Origin of the sequence: Paraburkholderia sp. (assembly GCF_050742655.1) — a bacterium.
Taxonomy (GTDB): domain Bacteria; phylum Pseudomonadota; class Gammaproteobacteria; order Burkholderiales; family Burkholderiaceae; genus Paraburkholderia.
Genome location: NZ_JBOIGG010000001.1, coordinates 556,457 through 572,270, shown reverse-complemented (window position 1 = coordinate 572,270; position 15,814 = coordinate 556,457). Strand labels below are relative to the sequence as shown.

Below are 15,814 nucleotides of genomic sequence, written 5' to 3'. Positions count from 1 at the left end.
CATGGCCCGCACACGCGCCCCCGACCACGAGACCCAGCGCGACCAGATTCTCGAACTGGCCGCCGAAAAATTCGCGCAGACGAGCTACCCCAGTACGTCGATGTCCGATCTCGCCGCGGCGAGCGGCACATCGAAAGCGCGGCTGTATCACTATTACGAGAGCAAGGAAGCGATCCTGTTCGATCTGCTGGACCGCTACACGAAGCGGTTGATGCTGATCATCGCGGAGGTGGAAGGCGCGAGCCAGCGGCGCAGCCTCAGCGAACGCGAGACGTTCGCCGAACTGGTCCGCGCGTTCCTCACCGAGTACGAGACCTCGCATAGCCGGCACGTGGCGCTGCTGAACGACGTCAAATACCTGGTCGATGCACAGCGCGAGGTTGTCCTGAATCGCCAGCGCGACGTCGTCGCCGCATTTGCCCGGCAACTGGCGCGCGCGTACCCCGAGCGGGTCACACGTCAGAACCAGACTGCGCTGACGATGATGGTGTTCGGGATGATCAACTGGACCTTTACCTGGTTGAAGCCGGGCGGTCGCATGGGATACGGGGAGTTCGCCGAACAAGTGGTCGGGATGATCGATCACGGTCTCGGATTGCCGAAATAATGCGGTGATGCAGCATCGCTGTATGAATAAATACGATTATTTAAATACAGAAGTTAGCGCATACTCACAAAAATAAAAATGTTAAATATCAACAATTTATAAAAATAAAATAACCCGCTAGAACATATCTTCCATTCATATTGCGGGTTTTCCCTAGGTTCATTTTGTCGGTTCGGCTACAATTGATGTCGCAGTGCATCATGCTGCCTGTCAGAAAAGGAGAACCGCAAATGAACAAGCTCGCTAAACGTGCCGATGAGCCGATCGTGACCCCCGATCGCCTGATGCAGGCAGGCGGACGCGCGCCTGCACTCGTTAGGGAACTCACGTCGGCCGATCGTGACCGCCTGCTGACCCACTTTCTCACGCTGAACGAAAACGACCGCCTGCTGCGCTTCGGCCAGATCGTGCCGGATCACGTGATCGAAAACTACGTCCGCACCATCGACTTCACGCGCGACACGGTGTTCGGCGTCTTCGACAGCCAGTTGCAGCTGACCGGCGTCGGCCATCTGGCCTATCTGCCGGACGACGGCAAAAAGCGCACCGCGGAGTTCGGCGTGTCGGTGCTGGAAAGTGCGCGCGGTCAAGGTGCCGGCACGAAGCTGTTCGAGCGCGCCGCGATCCGCAGCCGCAACACGCACGTGACGACGCTGTACATGCACTGCCTGTCGCGCAACTCGACAATGATGCACATCGCGAAAAAGGCCGGCATGAAGATCGAGTACGCATACGGCGAAGCCGACGCGTACCTGACGCTGCCGCCGGCCGATCAGTCGAGCATCCTTGCCGAAATGCTGCAGGAACAGGCCGCGGTGTTCGACTACGCGCTCAAGCGCCAGGCCCGGCAGACGTCGAAGCTGTTCGAATCGTTCATGCCTGCGGCCACCGCCGCCTGACACGCTACGCGGCATCGATACGAAGGCGGCCTCGGCCGCCTTTTTTACGTCCGCACGCCGCACACCATGAAAGCGGAAGCACTACAGGATCGGCAGCGCCGTCGTTTCCTTGAACTTCTCGAGCGAGAAGCTGCTCTTCACATCGATGACCGACGGATGGTGCAGCAACTGCTCCTGCACGAACCGCGAGAAGTGCGCCATGTCCTCGACCTGGACGCGCAACAGGTAGTCCATATCGCCGGTCATCGCGTGGCAGGCGACCACTTCCGGCCAGGTCTGCACTGCCGCGCGAAACAGTTCCGAATGCGTCGCGCCGGCCCGTCCAGCCGCGCCGCTCTGGCCACGCGCGCTGACCGCAGGACCGCCGCGTTTCTCGAGCCGCACGTTGACGTACGCAAGCAGATCCAGCCCAAGCTTCTGCGGATCGAGCAACGCGACGTAACCCCGGATCACGCCGGTTTCCTCGAGCCGGCGAATCCGCCGCAGACACGGGCTCGGCGACAGATTCACGTGCTCGGCGATCTCCTGGTTCGACAGGCGGCCGCTTTCCTGGAGGATCGCGAGAATCCGCCGGTCGATCGCGTCCAGCTCGATACTGGCCATTTTCTGTCTCCCATTCCGAAATTCGAGCCATTAAATCGCGCCAGCCTATCGATTCACAATTAAGTTCGCAAGTTTTCTCCCCGGATGGCCACTTACACTTCCGTCATTCGATCGCGCTCCGCGCGCCCTCACGAGAAGGAGACAGACATGCAGGTTTCAACCTGGGACAACCCCGTCGGCACCGACGGTTTCGAATTCATCGAATACACCGCACCCGATCCGAAGGCGCTCGGCAAACTGTTCGAGCAGATGGGCTTCACCGCGATCGCGCGGCATCGTCACAAGGACGTGACGCTGTACCGCCAGGGCGAGATCAACTTCATCGTGAATGCCGAGCCGGACTCGTTCGCGCAGCGCTTCGCGCGGCTGCACGGCCCGTCGATCTGCGCGATCGCATTTCGCGTACAGGATGCGGCAAAGGCGTACCGCCACGCACTCGATCTCGGCGCCTGGGGCTTCGACAACAAGACCGGCCCGATGGAGCTGAACATCCCGGCGATCAAGGGCATCGGCGACTCGCTGATCTACTTCGTCGACCGCTGGCGCGGCAAGAACGGGGCGCAGCCGAACAGCATCGGCGACATCGGCATCTACGACGTCGACTTCGAACCGATCCCCGGCGCGAACCCGAATCCTGCCGGCCACGGCCTCACCTACATCGATCACCTGACGCACAACGTGCATCGCGGCCGCATGCAGGAATGGGCGGAGTTCTACGAGCGCCTGTTCAATTTCCGCGAAGTGCGTTACTTCGATATCGAAGGCAAAGTGACGGGTGTGAAGTCGAAAGCGATGACGTCGCCGTGCGGCAAGATCCGCATCCCGATCAACGAGGAAGGCTCGGAAACGGCCGGCCAGATTCAGGAATACCTCGACGCGTATCACGGCGAAGGCATCCAGCACATCGCGCTCGGCAGCGACGACATCTACCGGACGGTCGACAGCCTGCGCGAGTCGAACGTCAAACTGCTCGACACGATCGACACCTACTACGAACTGGTCGACCGGCGCGTACCGAATCACGGCGAGCCGCTCGACGAACTGCGCAAACGGAAGATCCTGATCGACGGCGCACGCGAAGACCTGCTACTGCAGATCTTCACCGAAAACCAGATCGGACCGATCTTCTTCGAGATGATCCAGCGCAAGGGCAATCAGGGATTCGGCGAGGGTAACTTCAAGGCGCTGTTCGAATCGATCGAGCTGGACCAGATCCGTCGCGGCGTCGTGAAGGATCGCGAGTAAGTGTCACCAAGCGAGTAAGCGCCGCTAAAAAAGAAAAAGGGCGAAGATCGTTTCGATCTTCGCCCTTGTCTTTTAAATGCCGACGCCCTTAGGCTTCGGCGAAAAATGGAACGACGCGCCGCGTCAGCGGCCCATCACTTTTGCTGGCCGTCTTTCTCGACCGATGCCGACGCGCGCGAGCGGTTCATATCGGCCTGGCACGGTGTGACGTATGTCGTCGTGCGGGTAATCGCTTCGGCGGCACCTTCCGCGGCGTTCGAGCGCAACGGGGCGCTGATCGCGAAGAAGGCGGCGGAGACCGTCAGGAAGGTCTGGATGTGTCTTTTGTTCACGTGTACTCCTTTGTCAGACTACCTGTCGCCGCGGGCCTCGCAACGTAAGGCGGGGCGCACGCAGTGGCAACAGGTGGGGAATTAGACAGGGATTTCAAGTCCGGTTCCTGAATCCCGGGGGCTTTTACAGGCTGTTACAGCGCCGCACATCCGGACACATTCGCAGACATATGGGCGTCACAACCGCCGTTCCCGGCATGCCGCAATGCGGCAATTCTGACAGCGATGCGGCGGGTTTCTACCAGTGCTACCATCGCCGAAAAGCCGTCAATATGGCGACCCCGGCCGGAGCATTCACAAGATGCCGAGGCCCATGAAGTTTTGGTGATCCCAAACTGGTTGGAGGAGTACACAGAATGAATGCCCCGCTAGACGCCGGTCAGAGAGCTTCGCTCGAAGCCGCGCTATCTTCCGTCACGCTCGACGACAAATACACACTCGAACGCGGCCGCGCCTACATGAGCGGCATCCAGGCGCTGGTACGTCTGCCGATGCTGCAGCAAGAGCGCGACAAGGCTGCCGGGATCAATACGGCCGGTTTCATTTCCGGCTATCGCGGGTCACCGCTCGGCGGGCTGGATCTGTCGCTGTGGAAGGCCAAACAGCATCTCGCCGCGCATCAGGTCGTGTTCCAGCCGGGCGTCAACGAAGACCTCGCGGCAACCGCCGTGTGGGGCTCGCAGCAGGTCAATCTCTATCCCAGCGCACGCTTCGACGGCGTGTTCTCGATGTGGTACGGCAAGGGTCCCGGCGTCGACCGTTCCGGCGACGTGTTCAAGCACGGCAACTCCGCGGGCTCGTCGAAGCACGGCGGCGTGCTGGTGCTGGCCGGCGACGACCACGCAGCGAAATCGTCGACACTCGCGCACCAGTCTGAGCATCTGTTCAAGGCCTGCGGCCTGCCAGTACTGTTCCCGTCGAACGTCCAGGAATACCTCGACTTCGGTCTGCACGGCTGGGCGATGAGCCGCTACTCCGGCCTGTGGGTCGCGATGAAGTGCGTGACCGATGTGGTCGAATCGTCGGCTTCCGTGGACATCGATCCGCACCGCACGCAGATCATCCTGCCGACCGACTTCGCGATGCCCGACGGCGGCCTCAACATCCGCTGGCCGGATCCGCCGCTCGTGCAGGAAGCACGGCTGCTCGACTACAAGTTTTACGCCGCACTCGCGTATGTCCGCGCGAACAAACTCGACCGCGTCGAGATCGATTCACCCCATGCGCGCTTCGGCATCATGACCGGCGGCAAGGCGTACCTCGATGTGCGTCAGGCATTGACCAATCTCGGCCTCGACGACGAAACCTGTGCGCGGATCGGCATCCGTCTCTACAAGGTCGGCTGCGTGTGGCCGCTCGAAGCGCAAGGCGCGCAGGCCTTCGCGCGCGGCCTCGACGAAATTCTCGTGGTCGAGGAAAAGCGCCAGATTCTCGAATACGCGATCAAGGAAGAGCTGTACAACTGGCCCGATGCGCAACGGCCGCGCGTGTACGGCAAGTTCGACGAGAAGGATGGCGCTGGCGGCGAATGGTCGGTGCCGATGGGCAAATGGCTGCTGCCCGCGCACTATGAACTGTCGCCAGCGATCATCGCGAAAGCAATCGCAACGCGGCTCGACAAGTTCGAGCTGCCGTCCGACGTGCGCGCCCGCATCGCGACGCGCATCGCCGTGATCGAAGCGAAGGAAAAAGCGCTCGCGCGGCCGCGCGTCGAAGTCGAGCGCAAGCCGTGGTTCTGCTCGGGCTGCCCGCACAATACGTCGACCGCCGTGCCGGAAGGTTCGCGCGCGATGGCCGGCATCGGGTGCCACTACATGACTGTGTGGATGGACCGTAGCACGAGCACGTTCAGCCAGATGGGCGGCGAAGGCGTCGCGTGGACCGGCCAGGCGCCGTTCACGAACGACAAGCACGTGTTCGCGAATCTCGGCGACGGCACCTACTTCCACTCAGGCCTGCTCGCGATCCGCGCGGCGATCGCGTCGAAGGCGAACATCACCTACAAGATCCTGTACAACGACGCGGTCGCGATGACCGGCGGCCAGCCGGTCGACGGCACGCTGACCGTGCCGCAGATCACGCTGCAGCTCGCGGCCGAAGGCGCGACGAAAATCGTCATCGTCACCGACGAGCCGGAGAAGTATCAAGGCGCGATGCAGCAGCTCGCCGCGGGCGTGACGATTCACCATCGCGACCAGCTCGACGACATTCAACGCGAACTGCGCGAGATCGCCGGCACGACGATCCTGATCTACGACCAGACCTGCGCGACCGAAAAGCGCCGCCGCCGCAAACGCGGCGCGTACCCCGATCCGGCGAAGCGCGTCGTGATCAACGAGGCGGTCTGCGAAGGCTGCGGCGACTGCTCCGTGCAGTCGAACTGCCTGTCGGTCGAACCGCTCGAAACCGAATACGGCACGAAGCGGCAGATCAACCAGTCCACGTGCAACAAGGACTTCTCCTGCGTGAAGGGCTTCTGCCCGAGCTTCGTCTCGGTCGAGGGCGGCCAGTTGCGCAAGCCGAAGGCCGCAGCGGGCGTCACAGGCGACGCGCTGCCGCCCGTGCCGGATCCTGAGGTGCCGTCGATCGGCCGGCCATACGGCGTGCTCGTGACGGGCGTCGGCGGTACTGGCGTCGTGACGATCGGTGCGCTGCTCGGCATGGCTGCGCACCTGGAAAGCAAGGGCGTGACCGTGCTCGACGTGACCGGCCTCGCGCAGAAGGGCGGCGCGGTGATGAGTCACGTGCAGATTGCGAACCAGCCCGCCGACATTCACGCAACCCGCATCGCGATGGGCGAAGCGAGTCTCGTGATCGGCTGCGATGCGATCGTCACCGCCAGCGACGAATGCGTGTCCCGGATGCAGAGCGGCCGGACCAACGTCGTGCTGAACAGCGCGCCGACGCCGACCGCCGAATTCATCAAGAACCCGAACTGGCGCTTCCCCGGCTCGAGCACCGAAGCGGACGTGCGCGCCGGCGCGGGCGACGACGGTGTCGCGTCGGTCGACGCGAACCGCTTCGCGGTCGCGTTGCTCGGCGATGCCATCTACACGAACCCGTTCATGCTCGGCTACGCGTGGCAGCGCGGCTGGATTCCGCTCACGCACGAATCGCTGACCCGCGCGATCGAACTGAATGCGGTGCAGGTCGAGAAGAACCTTGCCGCATTCGAATGGGGCCGCCGTACCGCACACGATCCAGCCGCTGTGACTCGTCTCACGAGCACGCAGGGCCGTGGCAGCGACACCAGCGATACCGCGACCAGCAAGATCGTCTCGCTGCATACGCCGAAGGCGCTCGACACGCTGATCGACAAGCGCGTGCACTACCTGACCGCGTATCAGAACGCTGCGTACGCCACGCGCTATCGCGCGCTCGTCGACGAAGTGCGGACAGCCGAAACGGCGCTCGATAACGCCGACAGCCAGCAGCCGCTCACCGAAGCGGTCGCGAAGAATCTGCACAAGCTGATGGCCTACAAGGACGAGTATGAAGTCGCGCGCCTGTATGCCGACCCGGCGTTCATCGAGAAGGTGAAGGGAAGTTTCGAAGGCGACTGGAAGCTGAAGCTGTACCTCGCGCCGCCGGCATTTTCGAAGAAGGACGCGCACGGCCATCTGGTGAAGAAGCAGTACGGGCCGTGGGTGTTCAGTGCGATGCGGGTACTCGCGAAGCTCAAGTTCCTGCGCGGCACGGGCTTCGACGTGTTCGGCAAGACGGAAGAGCGCCGGACCGAACGCGCGTTGATCGGCGAGTACGAAGCCCTCGTGCGCGAGCTGATTGGCGGGCTGACGGTGCAGAAACGCGCGCTCGCAGTTGAGCTCGCGAGCCTGCCGGACGGCATCCGCGGCTACGGTCACGTGAAGGAAAACAACCTGAACGGCGTGCGGACGAAGTGGGCCGCACTGCTCGCGAAATGGCGCGCACCGGAGGGCAGCACCGAACGTCACGTCGCGTGACGCGGAGCAGGCCGATAGCAGCAACCGGTCGATAAAAAAGGCGCCACGTAAAAAAACGTGGTGCCTTTTTCTTTGCGGCGATCCCGCACGACACGCGCGATGCGTGCCGCGCGAACGCGAACTAAACCCCGCTTACTTCGCCGCCGCTCGCTGCACGCGTGCGTTGGCCGAAGCGACCGCGGTCATGTTGATGATCCGCCGCACGGTCGCGGCCGGCGTCAGGATGTGCACCGGCTTTTCCGCGCCGAGCAGGAACGGACCGACCGTCACGCCCTCGCCACCGATCATCTTCAGCAGGTTGTACGTGATGTTCGCCGCCTCGACGTTCGGCATGATCAGCAGGTTCGCTTCGCCGGTCAGCGTCGAGCCGGGGAACGCGGCCTTGCGCACAGCTTCGGACAGCGCCGCATCGCCATGCATCTCGCCGTCCACTTCGAGCGTCGGTGCGCGTTGGGCGATCAGCTTGCGCGCCTCGGCCATCCGCTGCGACGACGCCGACGGAATGCTGCCGAAGTTCGAATTCGACAACAGCGCGACCTTCGGCACGATGCCGAACTTCTCGATCTCGCGTGCGGCGAGGATCGTCATGTCGGCGAGCTGTTCGGCGGTCGGCACTTCGTTCACGTACGTATCGCAGATGAACAGGTTGCGGCCCGGCAGCATCAGCAGATTCATCGCGGCGAAGTTCTGCACGTTCTCCGCCTTGCCGAGTACCTGCTCGACGAACTTCAGATGGCTGTGATAGTTGTCGATCATCCCGCAGATCATGCCGTCCGCGTCGCCGAGACGCACGAGGATCGCGCCGATCAGCGTGTTGAACTTGCGCATCGCGGCCTTCGCGACTTCGGGCGTGACGCCTTCGCGCGCGCCGATCTCGTGATACGCCTGCCAGCACTTCTGGTAGCGCGGATCGTCTTCCGGATTGACGATCTCGAAGTCTTCGCCGCACTTGAGCTTCGAGCCCATCTTCTGCAGGCGCATTTCGATCACCGACGGCCGGCCGATCAGGATCGGCCGCGCGATCTTCTCGAGTAGCACGAACTGCGCGGCACGCAGCACGCGCTCATCTTCACCTTCCGCGAACACGATGCGCGCCGGCTGCGACTTCGCGGCGGCGAACACCGGACGCATCACCATGCCTGTGCGGTACACGGTCGCACCGAGTTCCTCGCGGTACGCGTCCATGTCCTTGATCGGCCGCGTCGCGACGCCCGAGTCCATCGCGGCCTGCGCGACGGCCGGCGCGATCTTGATGATGAGACGCGGATCGAACGGCTTCGGGATCAGGTAGTCCGGACCGAACTCGAGCGAATGGCCCTCGTAGGCCTTCGCGACTTCATCGCCCTGGTCGGTTTCCTCGGCCAGCTCGGCGATCGCCCGCACGCATGCGAGCTTCATTTCCTCGGTGATCGTGGTCGCGCCGACGTCGAGTGCACCGCGGAAGATGAACGGGAAGCACAGCACGTTGTTGACCTGGTTCGGGTAGTCCGAACGGCCGGTCGCGATGATCGCATCGGGGCGCACCTTCTTCGCCTCTTCCGGGCGGATCTCCGGTTCCGGATTCGCGAGCGCGAGAATCAGCGGCTGCGTGCCCATCTCCTTGACCATCTCTGGCTTGAGCACGCCTGCGCTCGAGCAGCCGAGGAACACGTCGGCGCCGCGGATCGCATCGGCGAGCGTGCGCGCGTCGGTGTTGGCCGCGTAGCGCTCCTTCGACGGATCGAGGTTGCCGCGCCCTTCATAGATCACGCCCTTCGAATCGGTGACGAGCACGTTGTGCTTCGACAGGCCCAGGTTCACCAGCAGGTCCAGGCACGCGATCGCCGCGGCGCCCGCGCCCGAACACACGAGCTTCACTTCGCCGAGCTGCTTGCCCACCACTTTCAGCCCGTTGAGGATCGCCGCCGACGCGATGATCGCGGTGCCATGCTGGTCGTCGTGGAAGACTGGAATCTTCATCCGCTCGCGCAGCTTCTTCTCGATGTAGAAGCACTCGGGCGCCTTGATGTCCTCGAGGTTGATGCCGCCCAGCGTGGGTTCGAGCATCGCGATCGCGTCGACCAGCTTGTCCGGATCGGACTCGGCGAGCTCGATGTCGAACACGTCGATGCCCGCGAACTTCTTGAAGAGGCAGCCCTTGCCTTCCATCACGGGCTTTGCCGCGAGCGGCCCGATGTTGCCGAGGCCGAGCACCGCAGTGCCGTTCGTCACGACGCCGACAAGGTTGCCGCGCGACGTGTACTTCTGCGCGTCGAGCGGGTCTTCGTAGATCGCCATGCATGCGGCGGCGACGCCGGGCGAATACGCGAGCGACAGGTCAAGCTGGTTCGACAGCGGTTTGGTCGGCGTGACCGAGATCTTGCCGGGCTTCGGATTCTGGTGATACGCGAGGGCGCTTTGCTTCAGTTGTTCGTCCATTTTTGACCTGCGAGACGTGAGAAATGGGACCGGCGCGCCGCGGCACATGAGCCTCGCTTGCGGGAATCGAAGGGGTGGTCGATTGCGGCGGTCGTTGCCTGCGCCGGTTGGGCGCGGCACCGGACCTCGGCGGAGGGCAGACGGCGCAAAGCTACGTGGGTCGATTAGTGTACACCCCGGGGATGTCGCGACGGGCTGAGCGTATACGACAGATTCGCGACAGATTCGCGCGGGTTTACGAGGTCCGCCGGGTCACTCCAGCGCGGCGCCGCGGCGTTCGGGAATCAGGAAAAGCGTCGCGAGAATATCGAGCACGTAGATCGACGCGAGCATCGCCAGCGCCACGCCGAATGAGAAGCGCGCGGCCAGCGCGCCGACCGCGACCGGACCGAAACCGCCGACCGCGCGCCCGACGTTGAACAGCACGTTCTGCGCGGTCGCGCGCGCCTGCGTCGGGTAAAGCTCGGAGATCAGCGCGCCGTAGCCGCCGATCATCCCGTTGACGAACACGCCCATCACCGCGCCACCGATCAGCAGCGCGAACGGCGTGCTCAACTGCGCATAGACGAACACCATCACCACCGCGCCCACCTGATACGCGAGAAACGTCGGCTTGCGGCCGAAGCGGTCGGCCGCGATGCCGAACAGCCAGATGCCCGCGCTCATGCCGACGACGGTGGCCGCGGTCCACAGGCCGGACTTCGTCAGCGAATAGCCGAAGGTTTTCGATAGATAGCTGGGCAGCCAGATCATCAGACCGTAGTAGCCGAAGTTCTGCACCGAGCACAGCACGACGACGCCGATGCTCGCGCGCGTCGTACGCGCATCGGCAATGAGCTGCTTCAGCGGCGACGTGCGGCGTACGTCGGTCGCCTTGCTCGCGACGCGCCCGGTGAACAGCTCAGGCTCCTCGACGCGCCGACGCACGACGAACGAGACGATCGCGGGCAACAGACCGATCGCGAACATCCCACGCCAGCCGATGACCGGCAGCAATAGCGGCGTGAGCAGCGCCGCGGCCAGCACGCCGAGTTGCCAGCCGAGCCCGACGTACGACGACACGCGCGCCCGCTGCGCGGCCGGCCATGCTTCCGCGACGAGCGTCATGCCGATGCCGAACTCACCGCCGAGACCGATCCCGGCGATCGTCCGGTAGACCAGCAGGTCGCCGTATCCCCGCGCGAGCGCACACAGGCCGGTGAACACCGCGAAGATCAGGATGGTCCACGTCAGCATCCGCACGCGGCCGAAGGTGTCGCTCAACACACCGAAGATCACGCCGCCGGCCACCGCACCGATCAGCGTCCACGTGACCAGGGACCCAGCCTGAGCCGACGTCAGATGCAGGTCGGCGGCGATCACCGGCAGCATGAAACCGAGAATCAGCAGGTCGAAGCCGTCCATCGCGTAGCCGAGCACCGACGCGAGCAGCGCGCGCGCCGGATGACCGGGCCGCACGGCGGCGGACGAAGCGGAGGGATCGGAGGAAGAAGGCACGACGTTCATCGAAGACATCCTGGCGGGGCGGCACAGCAACGGAAAAGCGTCGCCGCGAAAATCGCGTGAGTGTAAAGGCGGGCCGCGCCGCTCACAAGCGGACCAAAAAGCCGGCCAAAAAGCGGACCCAAAATGGCCGCCCGCTGCGGTTCGACACGCGCGCATACGGGTCATAAACGCACGACATGCGCGCACGGCGCCTCGTCGGCGGGGCGCTAATCGGGTAAAATATCGGGCTACGCGTGCAGCAAACCGGCCGATCCAAAGCCGGGCCACGTGTTTCGCACGGCTCCGTGCGAAACACCGCCCCCACGACCGTTTGCCGCACCACCGGGCCGCCCGCCTCCTCCCGCTCAACTCCAAGGACCCGCCCATGACAGGCTTCGATCGTCAGACGATCTCCGACACCACCGCCAAGATGCTGCTCGAAGTGCAAGCTGTGCACTTCAACGCCGAGAAACCGTATATCTTCACGTCCGGCTGGGCGAGCCCGGTCTATATCGACTGCCGCAAGCTGATCTCGTACCCGCGCGTACGCCGCGGCCTGATGGACATGGCCGAAGCGACGATCCTGCGCGACGTCGGCTACGAACAGATCGACGCGGTCGCCGGCGGCGAAACCGCGGGCATTCCATTCGCAGCATGGCTGTCGGACCGACTGATGGTGCCGATGCAATACGTGCGCAAGAAGCCGAAGGGCTTCGGCCGCAACGCACAGATCGAAGGCCTGCTGACCGAAGGCCAGCGCGTGCTGCTCGTCGAAGATCTGACCACCGACAGCCGCAGCAAGATCAACTTCATCAATGCGCTGCGCACGGCCGGCGCGCAGGTGAACCACTGCTTCGTGCTGTTCCACTACAACATCTTCAAGGAAAGCGTGTCGGTCCTGAAGGACATCGACGTCGATCTGCACGCGCTCGCCACGTGGTGGGACGTGCTGCGCGTCGCGAAGGGTTCGGGCTACTTCGAGTCGAAGACGCTCGACGAAGTCGAGAAATTCCTGCACGCACCGGCCGAATGGTCGGCGGCGCACGGCGGCGCAACCGCCGCGCCGCAGTAACGCCGGCACCGCTGTTTCCATTGGCCGTGCGCTTCGGTGCGGTCGGCGGACAACAGCAGTCGCTTGAGCAAAGCCGCCTTGTCATAGCGACAGGCGGCTTTTTTACGCGCGTCGCTCCTTCTTTGCGAATCGCGTCGGCTCACATTGCGACGACGGACTCGTCCGGCACGTCGAGCACACGCGACGACAGGTTCAGCAGACCGTTGCTCTGCGCGTACTGAAACAGCTCCGAGTCCCGCGCGAGCCCGAGCTTGCGCATCGCGGTCTTCTTCTGCGTGCTGATGGTCTTGATGCTGCGATTCAGCTGCGCGGCGATTTCCTTGAGCGTCATGCTCGACACAAAAAGCCGCACCACTTCCAGTTCGCGCTTCGACAGCAGCGTGCCGTTCACATCGCCGCTCGCACCGGCGTGCAGTGCGTCGAGCGACGCTTGCACCGTCGGACTACGATATTCATCGCGCCGGCTCGCGTGCTGAATCGCGACGCCGATATGGCGCAGATCGTCGGACTTGCTGACGACCGCGGTCGCCCCCAGGTCGCACACCTGCTTCAACAACGCGGCGTTTTCGAGCATGGTCAGAACGACCACCGGCAGATGCGGAAAATGGCGGCGCAGGTAGCCGATCAGCGGCAGTCCGTCGCCGTACTGGCCGCCGGGCATTGCCAGATCGGTGACGACCACGTCGCATGGCGTATCGCGCAGCCGCTGCATCAGATCGGTTGACTGCAACGCGCGCCCGACCACCTCGATATCCGGAAACGCGAGCAGCGCCTGCGCTGCGCCCAGCAGGATCACCGGATGATCATCGGCGATCAGCACCCTGACGCGACCCTCTATCGGATTCGCCCGTTTGGTCTCTCTCACTGCGGCTCCTCAGCGTTCGCGCGATGTTCGCGGTATCCGGACGTGGCTTGCCGGCCGGACAGCAGTGAATCGATTTATTGGTCAGACTATAGCCGAATTCGTTGTCTGACGGCCCTCGCGCGGAATATTCGACGCGTCTCGCCTTCGAGGCAGAAAATAGGGACAATAATCGAGAATCGCTGCTCCCTTCAGAGGAGAACCGGCACATGCGTCCGCCTTACCCAGCCTTGGCCCAGGCCATTCCATTGGCATCGCCGCGTGCGTCGTCGTCGACGCCGTCGTTCGGGTTCCTGCTGCTCAGTCTCGGGCTCGCGCTCGCCGTGGTGCACGGTCCACGGGCGCTGGCCGAAGGGGCGTTCGAACTGACCAGCGCGAGCTTCCGCAACGGCGCGACGGTCGACACGGCCCAGGTGCTCAACGAAGGAGACTGCAAGGGCGGCAACCGCTCGCCGCAGCTGTCGTGGCGCAACGCGCCGGAAGGCACGCGCAGCTTCGCGGTCACGCTGTTCGACGTCGATGCGCCGGGCCGCGGCTGGTGGCACTGGGCCGTCGCCAGCATTCCGGCCACGGTCACCCAGTTGCCGGAGAACGCGAGCGCGTCCGGATTCCTGAAAAAACTCGGCGCCATCGAAGCACGCAACGACTTCGACGACGACGGCTACGGCGGCCCCTGCCCGCCGCCAGGCAAGCCGCATCGCTATGTCGTCACCGTATATGCGCTCGATACAGTGGACCTCCGGCTTGCACAGGGGCGTCCGGCGCTGATGTTCGATCATGAGATTTCGACCGCGACGCTCGGCTACGCACGCATGACCGTCATGTATGGACGTTAGGCTGCGGCGAATGGGGGTGCCGTCGATGGCCGGCGAATGCGCCGCCAACGGCTCGCATCTGCCCATATCGTCTTTTTTCGGCCCAGGCCGCACGATTCCCGCACGTCCCCTCCAAAGGGTCTTAAAATATCGTTCCAGCGCGCCGCGGCGTCGCCCTCAGCCAGCGAGAATCAGATGAGCACCAAAGTTTTTGTCGACGGACAGGAAGGCACCACCGGCCTGAAAATCTTCGAATACCTGTCGGCGCGTACCGATATCGAAGTGCTGCGCATCGACGATGCGAAGCGCAAGGATCTCGACGAACGCCGCCGTCTCATCAACGCGTCGGACGTGACGTTCCTGTGCCTGCCCGACGTCGCGTCGCGCGAGTCGGCATCGCTCGTCGAGAACGACCGCACCGTGCTGATCGACGCGAGCACCGCGTTTCGCACGAGCGCCGACTGGGCCTACGGCCTGCCCGAACTGACCCGCGCGCAACGCGAGCGCATCCGCACCTCGAAGCGCATCGCGGTGCCCGGCTGCCACGCATCGGCGTTCGTGCTGGCGATGCATCCGCTCGTCGAGGGCGGCATCGTCTCGCCGGATTTCGCGGCCCACAGCTACTCGATCACCGGCTACAGCGGCGGCGGCAAGAAAATGATTGCGGCGTACGAAGCCGGCGGCAACGCGAAGCTGAAGAGCCCGCGCCCGTACGCACTCGGGCTCACGCACAAGCATCTGCCCGAGATGGCTGCGCACACCGGCCTCAAGTCGGCACCGCTCTTCACGCCGATCATCGGCGACTTCTACAAGGGCCTTGCCGTAACGACGTATTTCTCGCCGGCCCAGCTCGCGAAGAAAGCCAAGCCGCAGGACGTGCTGGCGCTGTTCGCCGAGTACTACGCAGGCGAAGCATTCGTGCGCGTCGCGCCGTTCGCGGCCGACGACAATCTCGATGACGGCTTCTTCGACGTCCAGGCCACGAACGATACCAACCGCGTCGACCTGTTCGTGTTCGGCAACGATGAGCACTTCGTCACCGTGGCTCGCCTCGACAATCTCGGCAAGGGCGCATCGGGTGCGGCGATCCAGTGCATGAATCTGACCATCGGCGCAGACGAAAACAGCGGATTGAAACGCTGACGTCACCCGGCCGGGCACGACCCGGCCACCTTCCGCATCAATCCAGGCCGGCGTTCAAACGCCGGCTTTCTTTTTGCCCGCGCTTTCAGCGGCAGTACCAATTCATACAATCCGCACAACCCACACAATCCGCATTAACCGGCCAATTAGCAAAAACCCCAAATAACGGCTAATTGGCCTCGCGATTAACGCCGGTAATTCATTCCCTTCCCATATTCGTTGCGCATCGTTTTTTCCTTCCTGGGGAAATCACTGATTCTTCTACGAACGATCGTTCGCAGAAGATAGAGCCATTTTGCCGGTGCCGTTGCCTGGCAGGCGCGTGCGGGCAAACAACGCCGCCGCCTCCGCATCGAAAAATCATTTTTTGT

Annotated in this window: 12 protein-coding genes; 7 read left to right on the top strand and 5 right to left on the bottom strand. The window is 63.5% G+C overall.

Translation table 11 applies throughout. The features are described 5' to 3' along the window. The first annotated feature begins 1 nt into the window (after position 1). Both ACREXZ_RS02550 and ACREXZ_RS02545 read left to right on the top strand, forming a co-directional pair. Positions 2 to 607, top strand: coding sequence for a TetR/AcrR family transcriptional regulator (locus tag ACREXZ_RS02550; protein ID WP_431762434.1), 606 nt, complete (start codon positions 2 to 4; stop codon positions 605 to 607). Between the two features lie 230 nt (positions 608 to 837). Next, entirely contained in the window at positions 838 to 1,506 is a 669-nt protein-coding gene (locus tag ACREXZ_RS02545; RefSeq protein WP_431762433.1) for a GNAT family N-acetyltransferase, read from the top strand. 81 nt (positions 1,507 to 1,587) lie between these two features. On the opposite strand, the gene ACREXZ_RS02540 is transcribed toward ACREXZ_RS02545, so the two are convergent. Further along, a complete protein-coding gene (locus ACREXZ_RS02540; RefSeq protein WP_431762432.1) occupies positions 1,588 to 2,109 on the bottom strand; it encodes an Lrp/AsnC family transcriptional regulator in 522 nt (173 codons plus the stop codon). Positions 2,110 to 2,256: 147 nt separating this feature from the next. Between ACREXZ_RS02540 and hppD the strand changes: the two genes are divergently transcribed. Continuing rightward, positions 2,257 to 3,354: a 4-hydroxyphenylpyruvate dioxygenase gene (gene hppD, locus ACREXZ_RS02535; protein ID WP_431762431.1), complete on the top strand. Its 1,098-nt coding sequence runs from the start codon at positions 2,257 to 2,259 to the stop codon at positions 3,352 to 3,354. 134 nt (positions 3,355 to 3,488) lie between these two features. On the opposite strand, the gene ACREXZ_RS02530 is transcribed toward hppD, so the two are convergent. Next, a complete protein-coding gene (locus ACREXZ_RS02530) occupies positions 3,489 to 3,686 on the bottom strand; it encodes a hypothetical protein (RefSeq protein WP_431762430.1) in 198 nt (65 codons plus the stop codon). A gap of 356 nt (positions 3,687 to 4,042) precedes the next feature. On the opposite strand from ACREXZ_RS02530, the gene ACREXZ_RS02525 reads away from it, so the two are divergent. Next, the gene (locus ACREXZ_RS02525) at positions 4,043 to 7,648 is read left to right on the top strand and encodes an indolepyruvate ferredoxin oxidoreductase family protein (protein ID WP_431762429.1); all 3,606 of its coding nucleotides are present in this window, start codon (positions 4,043 to 4,045) and stop codon (positions 7,646 to 7,648) included. A 132-nt stretch (positions 7,649 to 7,780) separates the two neighbouring features. Here ACREXZ_RS02525 and ACREXZ_RS02520 read toward each other — a convergent pair whose 3' ends face one another. Continuing rightward, positions 7,781 to 10,066 carry an NADP-dependent malic enzyme gene (locus ACREXZ_RS02520; RefSeq protein ID WP_431762428.1) on the bottom strand — a complete coding sequence of 762 codons (2,286 nt, stop codon included), beginning with the start codon at positions 10,064 to 10,066 and terminating at the stop codon, positions 7,781 to 7,783. Positions 10,067 to 10,318: 252 nt separating this feature from the next. After that, positions 10,319 to 11,572, bottom strand: a complete 1,254-nt coding sequence (locus tag ACREXZ_RS02515) for an MFS transporter (RefSeq protein WP_431762427.1) — start codon at positions 11,570 to 11,572, stop codon at positions 10,319 to 10,321. A 364-nt stretch (positions 11,573 to 11,936) separates the two neighbouring features. Here ACREXZ_RS02515 and ACREXZ_RS02510 point away from each other — a divergent pair, with 364 nt between their 5' ends. Further along, positions 11,937 to 12,623 carry an orotate phosphoribosyltransferase gene (locus ACREXZ_RS02510; RefSeq protein WP_431762426.1) on the top strand — a complete coding sequence of 229 codons (687 nt, stop codon included), beginning with the start codon at positions 11,937 to 11,939 and terminating at the stop codon, positions 12,621 to 12,623. Positions 12,624 to 12,762: 139 nt separating this feature from the next. Here the strand turns inward: ACREXZ_RS02510 and ACREXZ_RS02505 are convergent, their stop codons facing one another. Further along, positions 12,763 to 13,461, bottom strand: a complete 699-nt coding sequence (locus ACREXZ_RS02505) for a response regulator (RefSeq protein ID WP_431762476.1) — start codon at positions 13,459 to 13,461, stop codon at positions 12,763 to 12,765. A gap of 233 nt (positions 13,462 to 13,694) precedes the next feature. On the opposite strand from ACREXZ_RS02505, the gene ACREXZ_RS02500 reads away from it, so the two are divergent. Further along, positions 13,695 to 14,321, top strand: coding sequence for a YbhB/YbcL family Raf kinase inhibitor-like protein (locus ACREXZ_RS02500; RefSeq protein WP_431762425.1), 627 nt, complete (start codon positions 13,695 to 13,697; stop codon positions 14,319 to 14,321). Between the two features lie 174 nt (positions 14,322 to 14,495). Then, complete coding sequence (argC, locus tag ACREXZ_RS02495; RefSeq protein WP_431762424.1) at positions 14,496 to 15,443, top strand: N-acetyl-gamma-glutamyl-phosphate reductase; 948 nt, start codon at positions 14,496 to 14,498, stop codon at positions 15,441 to 15,443. The last annotated feature ends 371 nt before the right edge of the window (positions 15,444 to 15,814 follow it).

Coding starts and splice junctions, on each gene's coding strand:
- ACREXZ_RS02550 (WP_431762434.1), top strand. CDS start 2: ATGGCCCGCACACGCGCCCCCGACCACGAGACCCAGCGCGACCAGATT.
- ACREXZ_RS02545 (WP_431762433.1), top strand. CDS start 838: ATGAACAAGCTCGCTAAACGTGCCGATGAGCCGATCGTGACCCCCGAT.
- ACREXZ_RS02540 (WP_431762432.1), bottom strand. CDS start 2,109: ATGGCCAGTATCGAGCTGGACGCGATCGACCGGCGGATTCTCGCGATC.
- hppD (WP_431762431.1), top strand. CDS start 2,257: ATGCAGGTTTCAACCTGGGACAACCCCGTCGGCACCGACGGTTTCGAA.
- ACREXZ_RS02525 (WP_431762429.1), top strand. CDS start 4,043: ATGAATGCCCCGCTAGACGCCGGTCAGAGAGCTTCGCTCGAAGCCGCG.
- ACREXZ_RS02520 (WP_431762428.1), bottom strand. CDS start 10,066: ATGGACGAACAACTGAAGCAAAGCGCCCTCGCGTATCACCAGAATCCG.
- ACREXZ_RS02515 (WP_431762427.1), bottom strand. CDS start 11,572: ATGAACGTCGTGCCTTCTTCCTCCGATCCCTCCGCTTCGTCCGCCGCC.
- ACREXZ_RS02510 (WP_431762426.1), top strand. CDS start 11,937: ATGACAGGCTTCGATCGTCAGACGATCTCCGACACCACCGCCAAGATG.
- ACREXZ_RS02500 (WP_431762425.1), top strand. CDS start 13,695: ATGCGTCCGCCTTACCCAGCCTTGGCCCAGGCCATTCCATTGGCATCG.
- argC (WP_431762424.1), top strand. CDS start 14,496: ATGAGCACCAAAGTTTTTGTCGACGGACAGGAAGGCACCACCGGCCTG.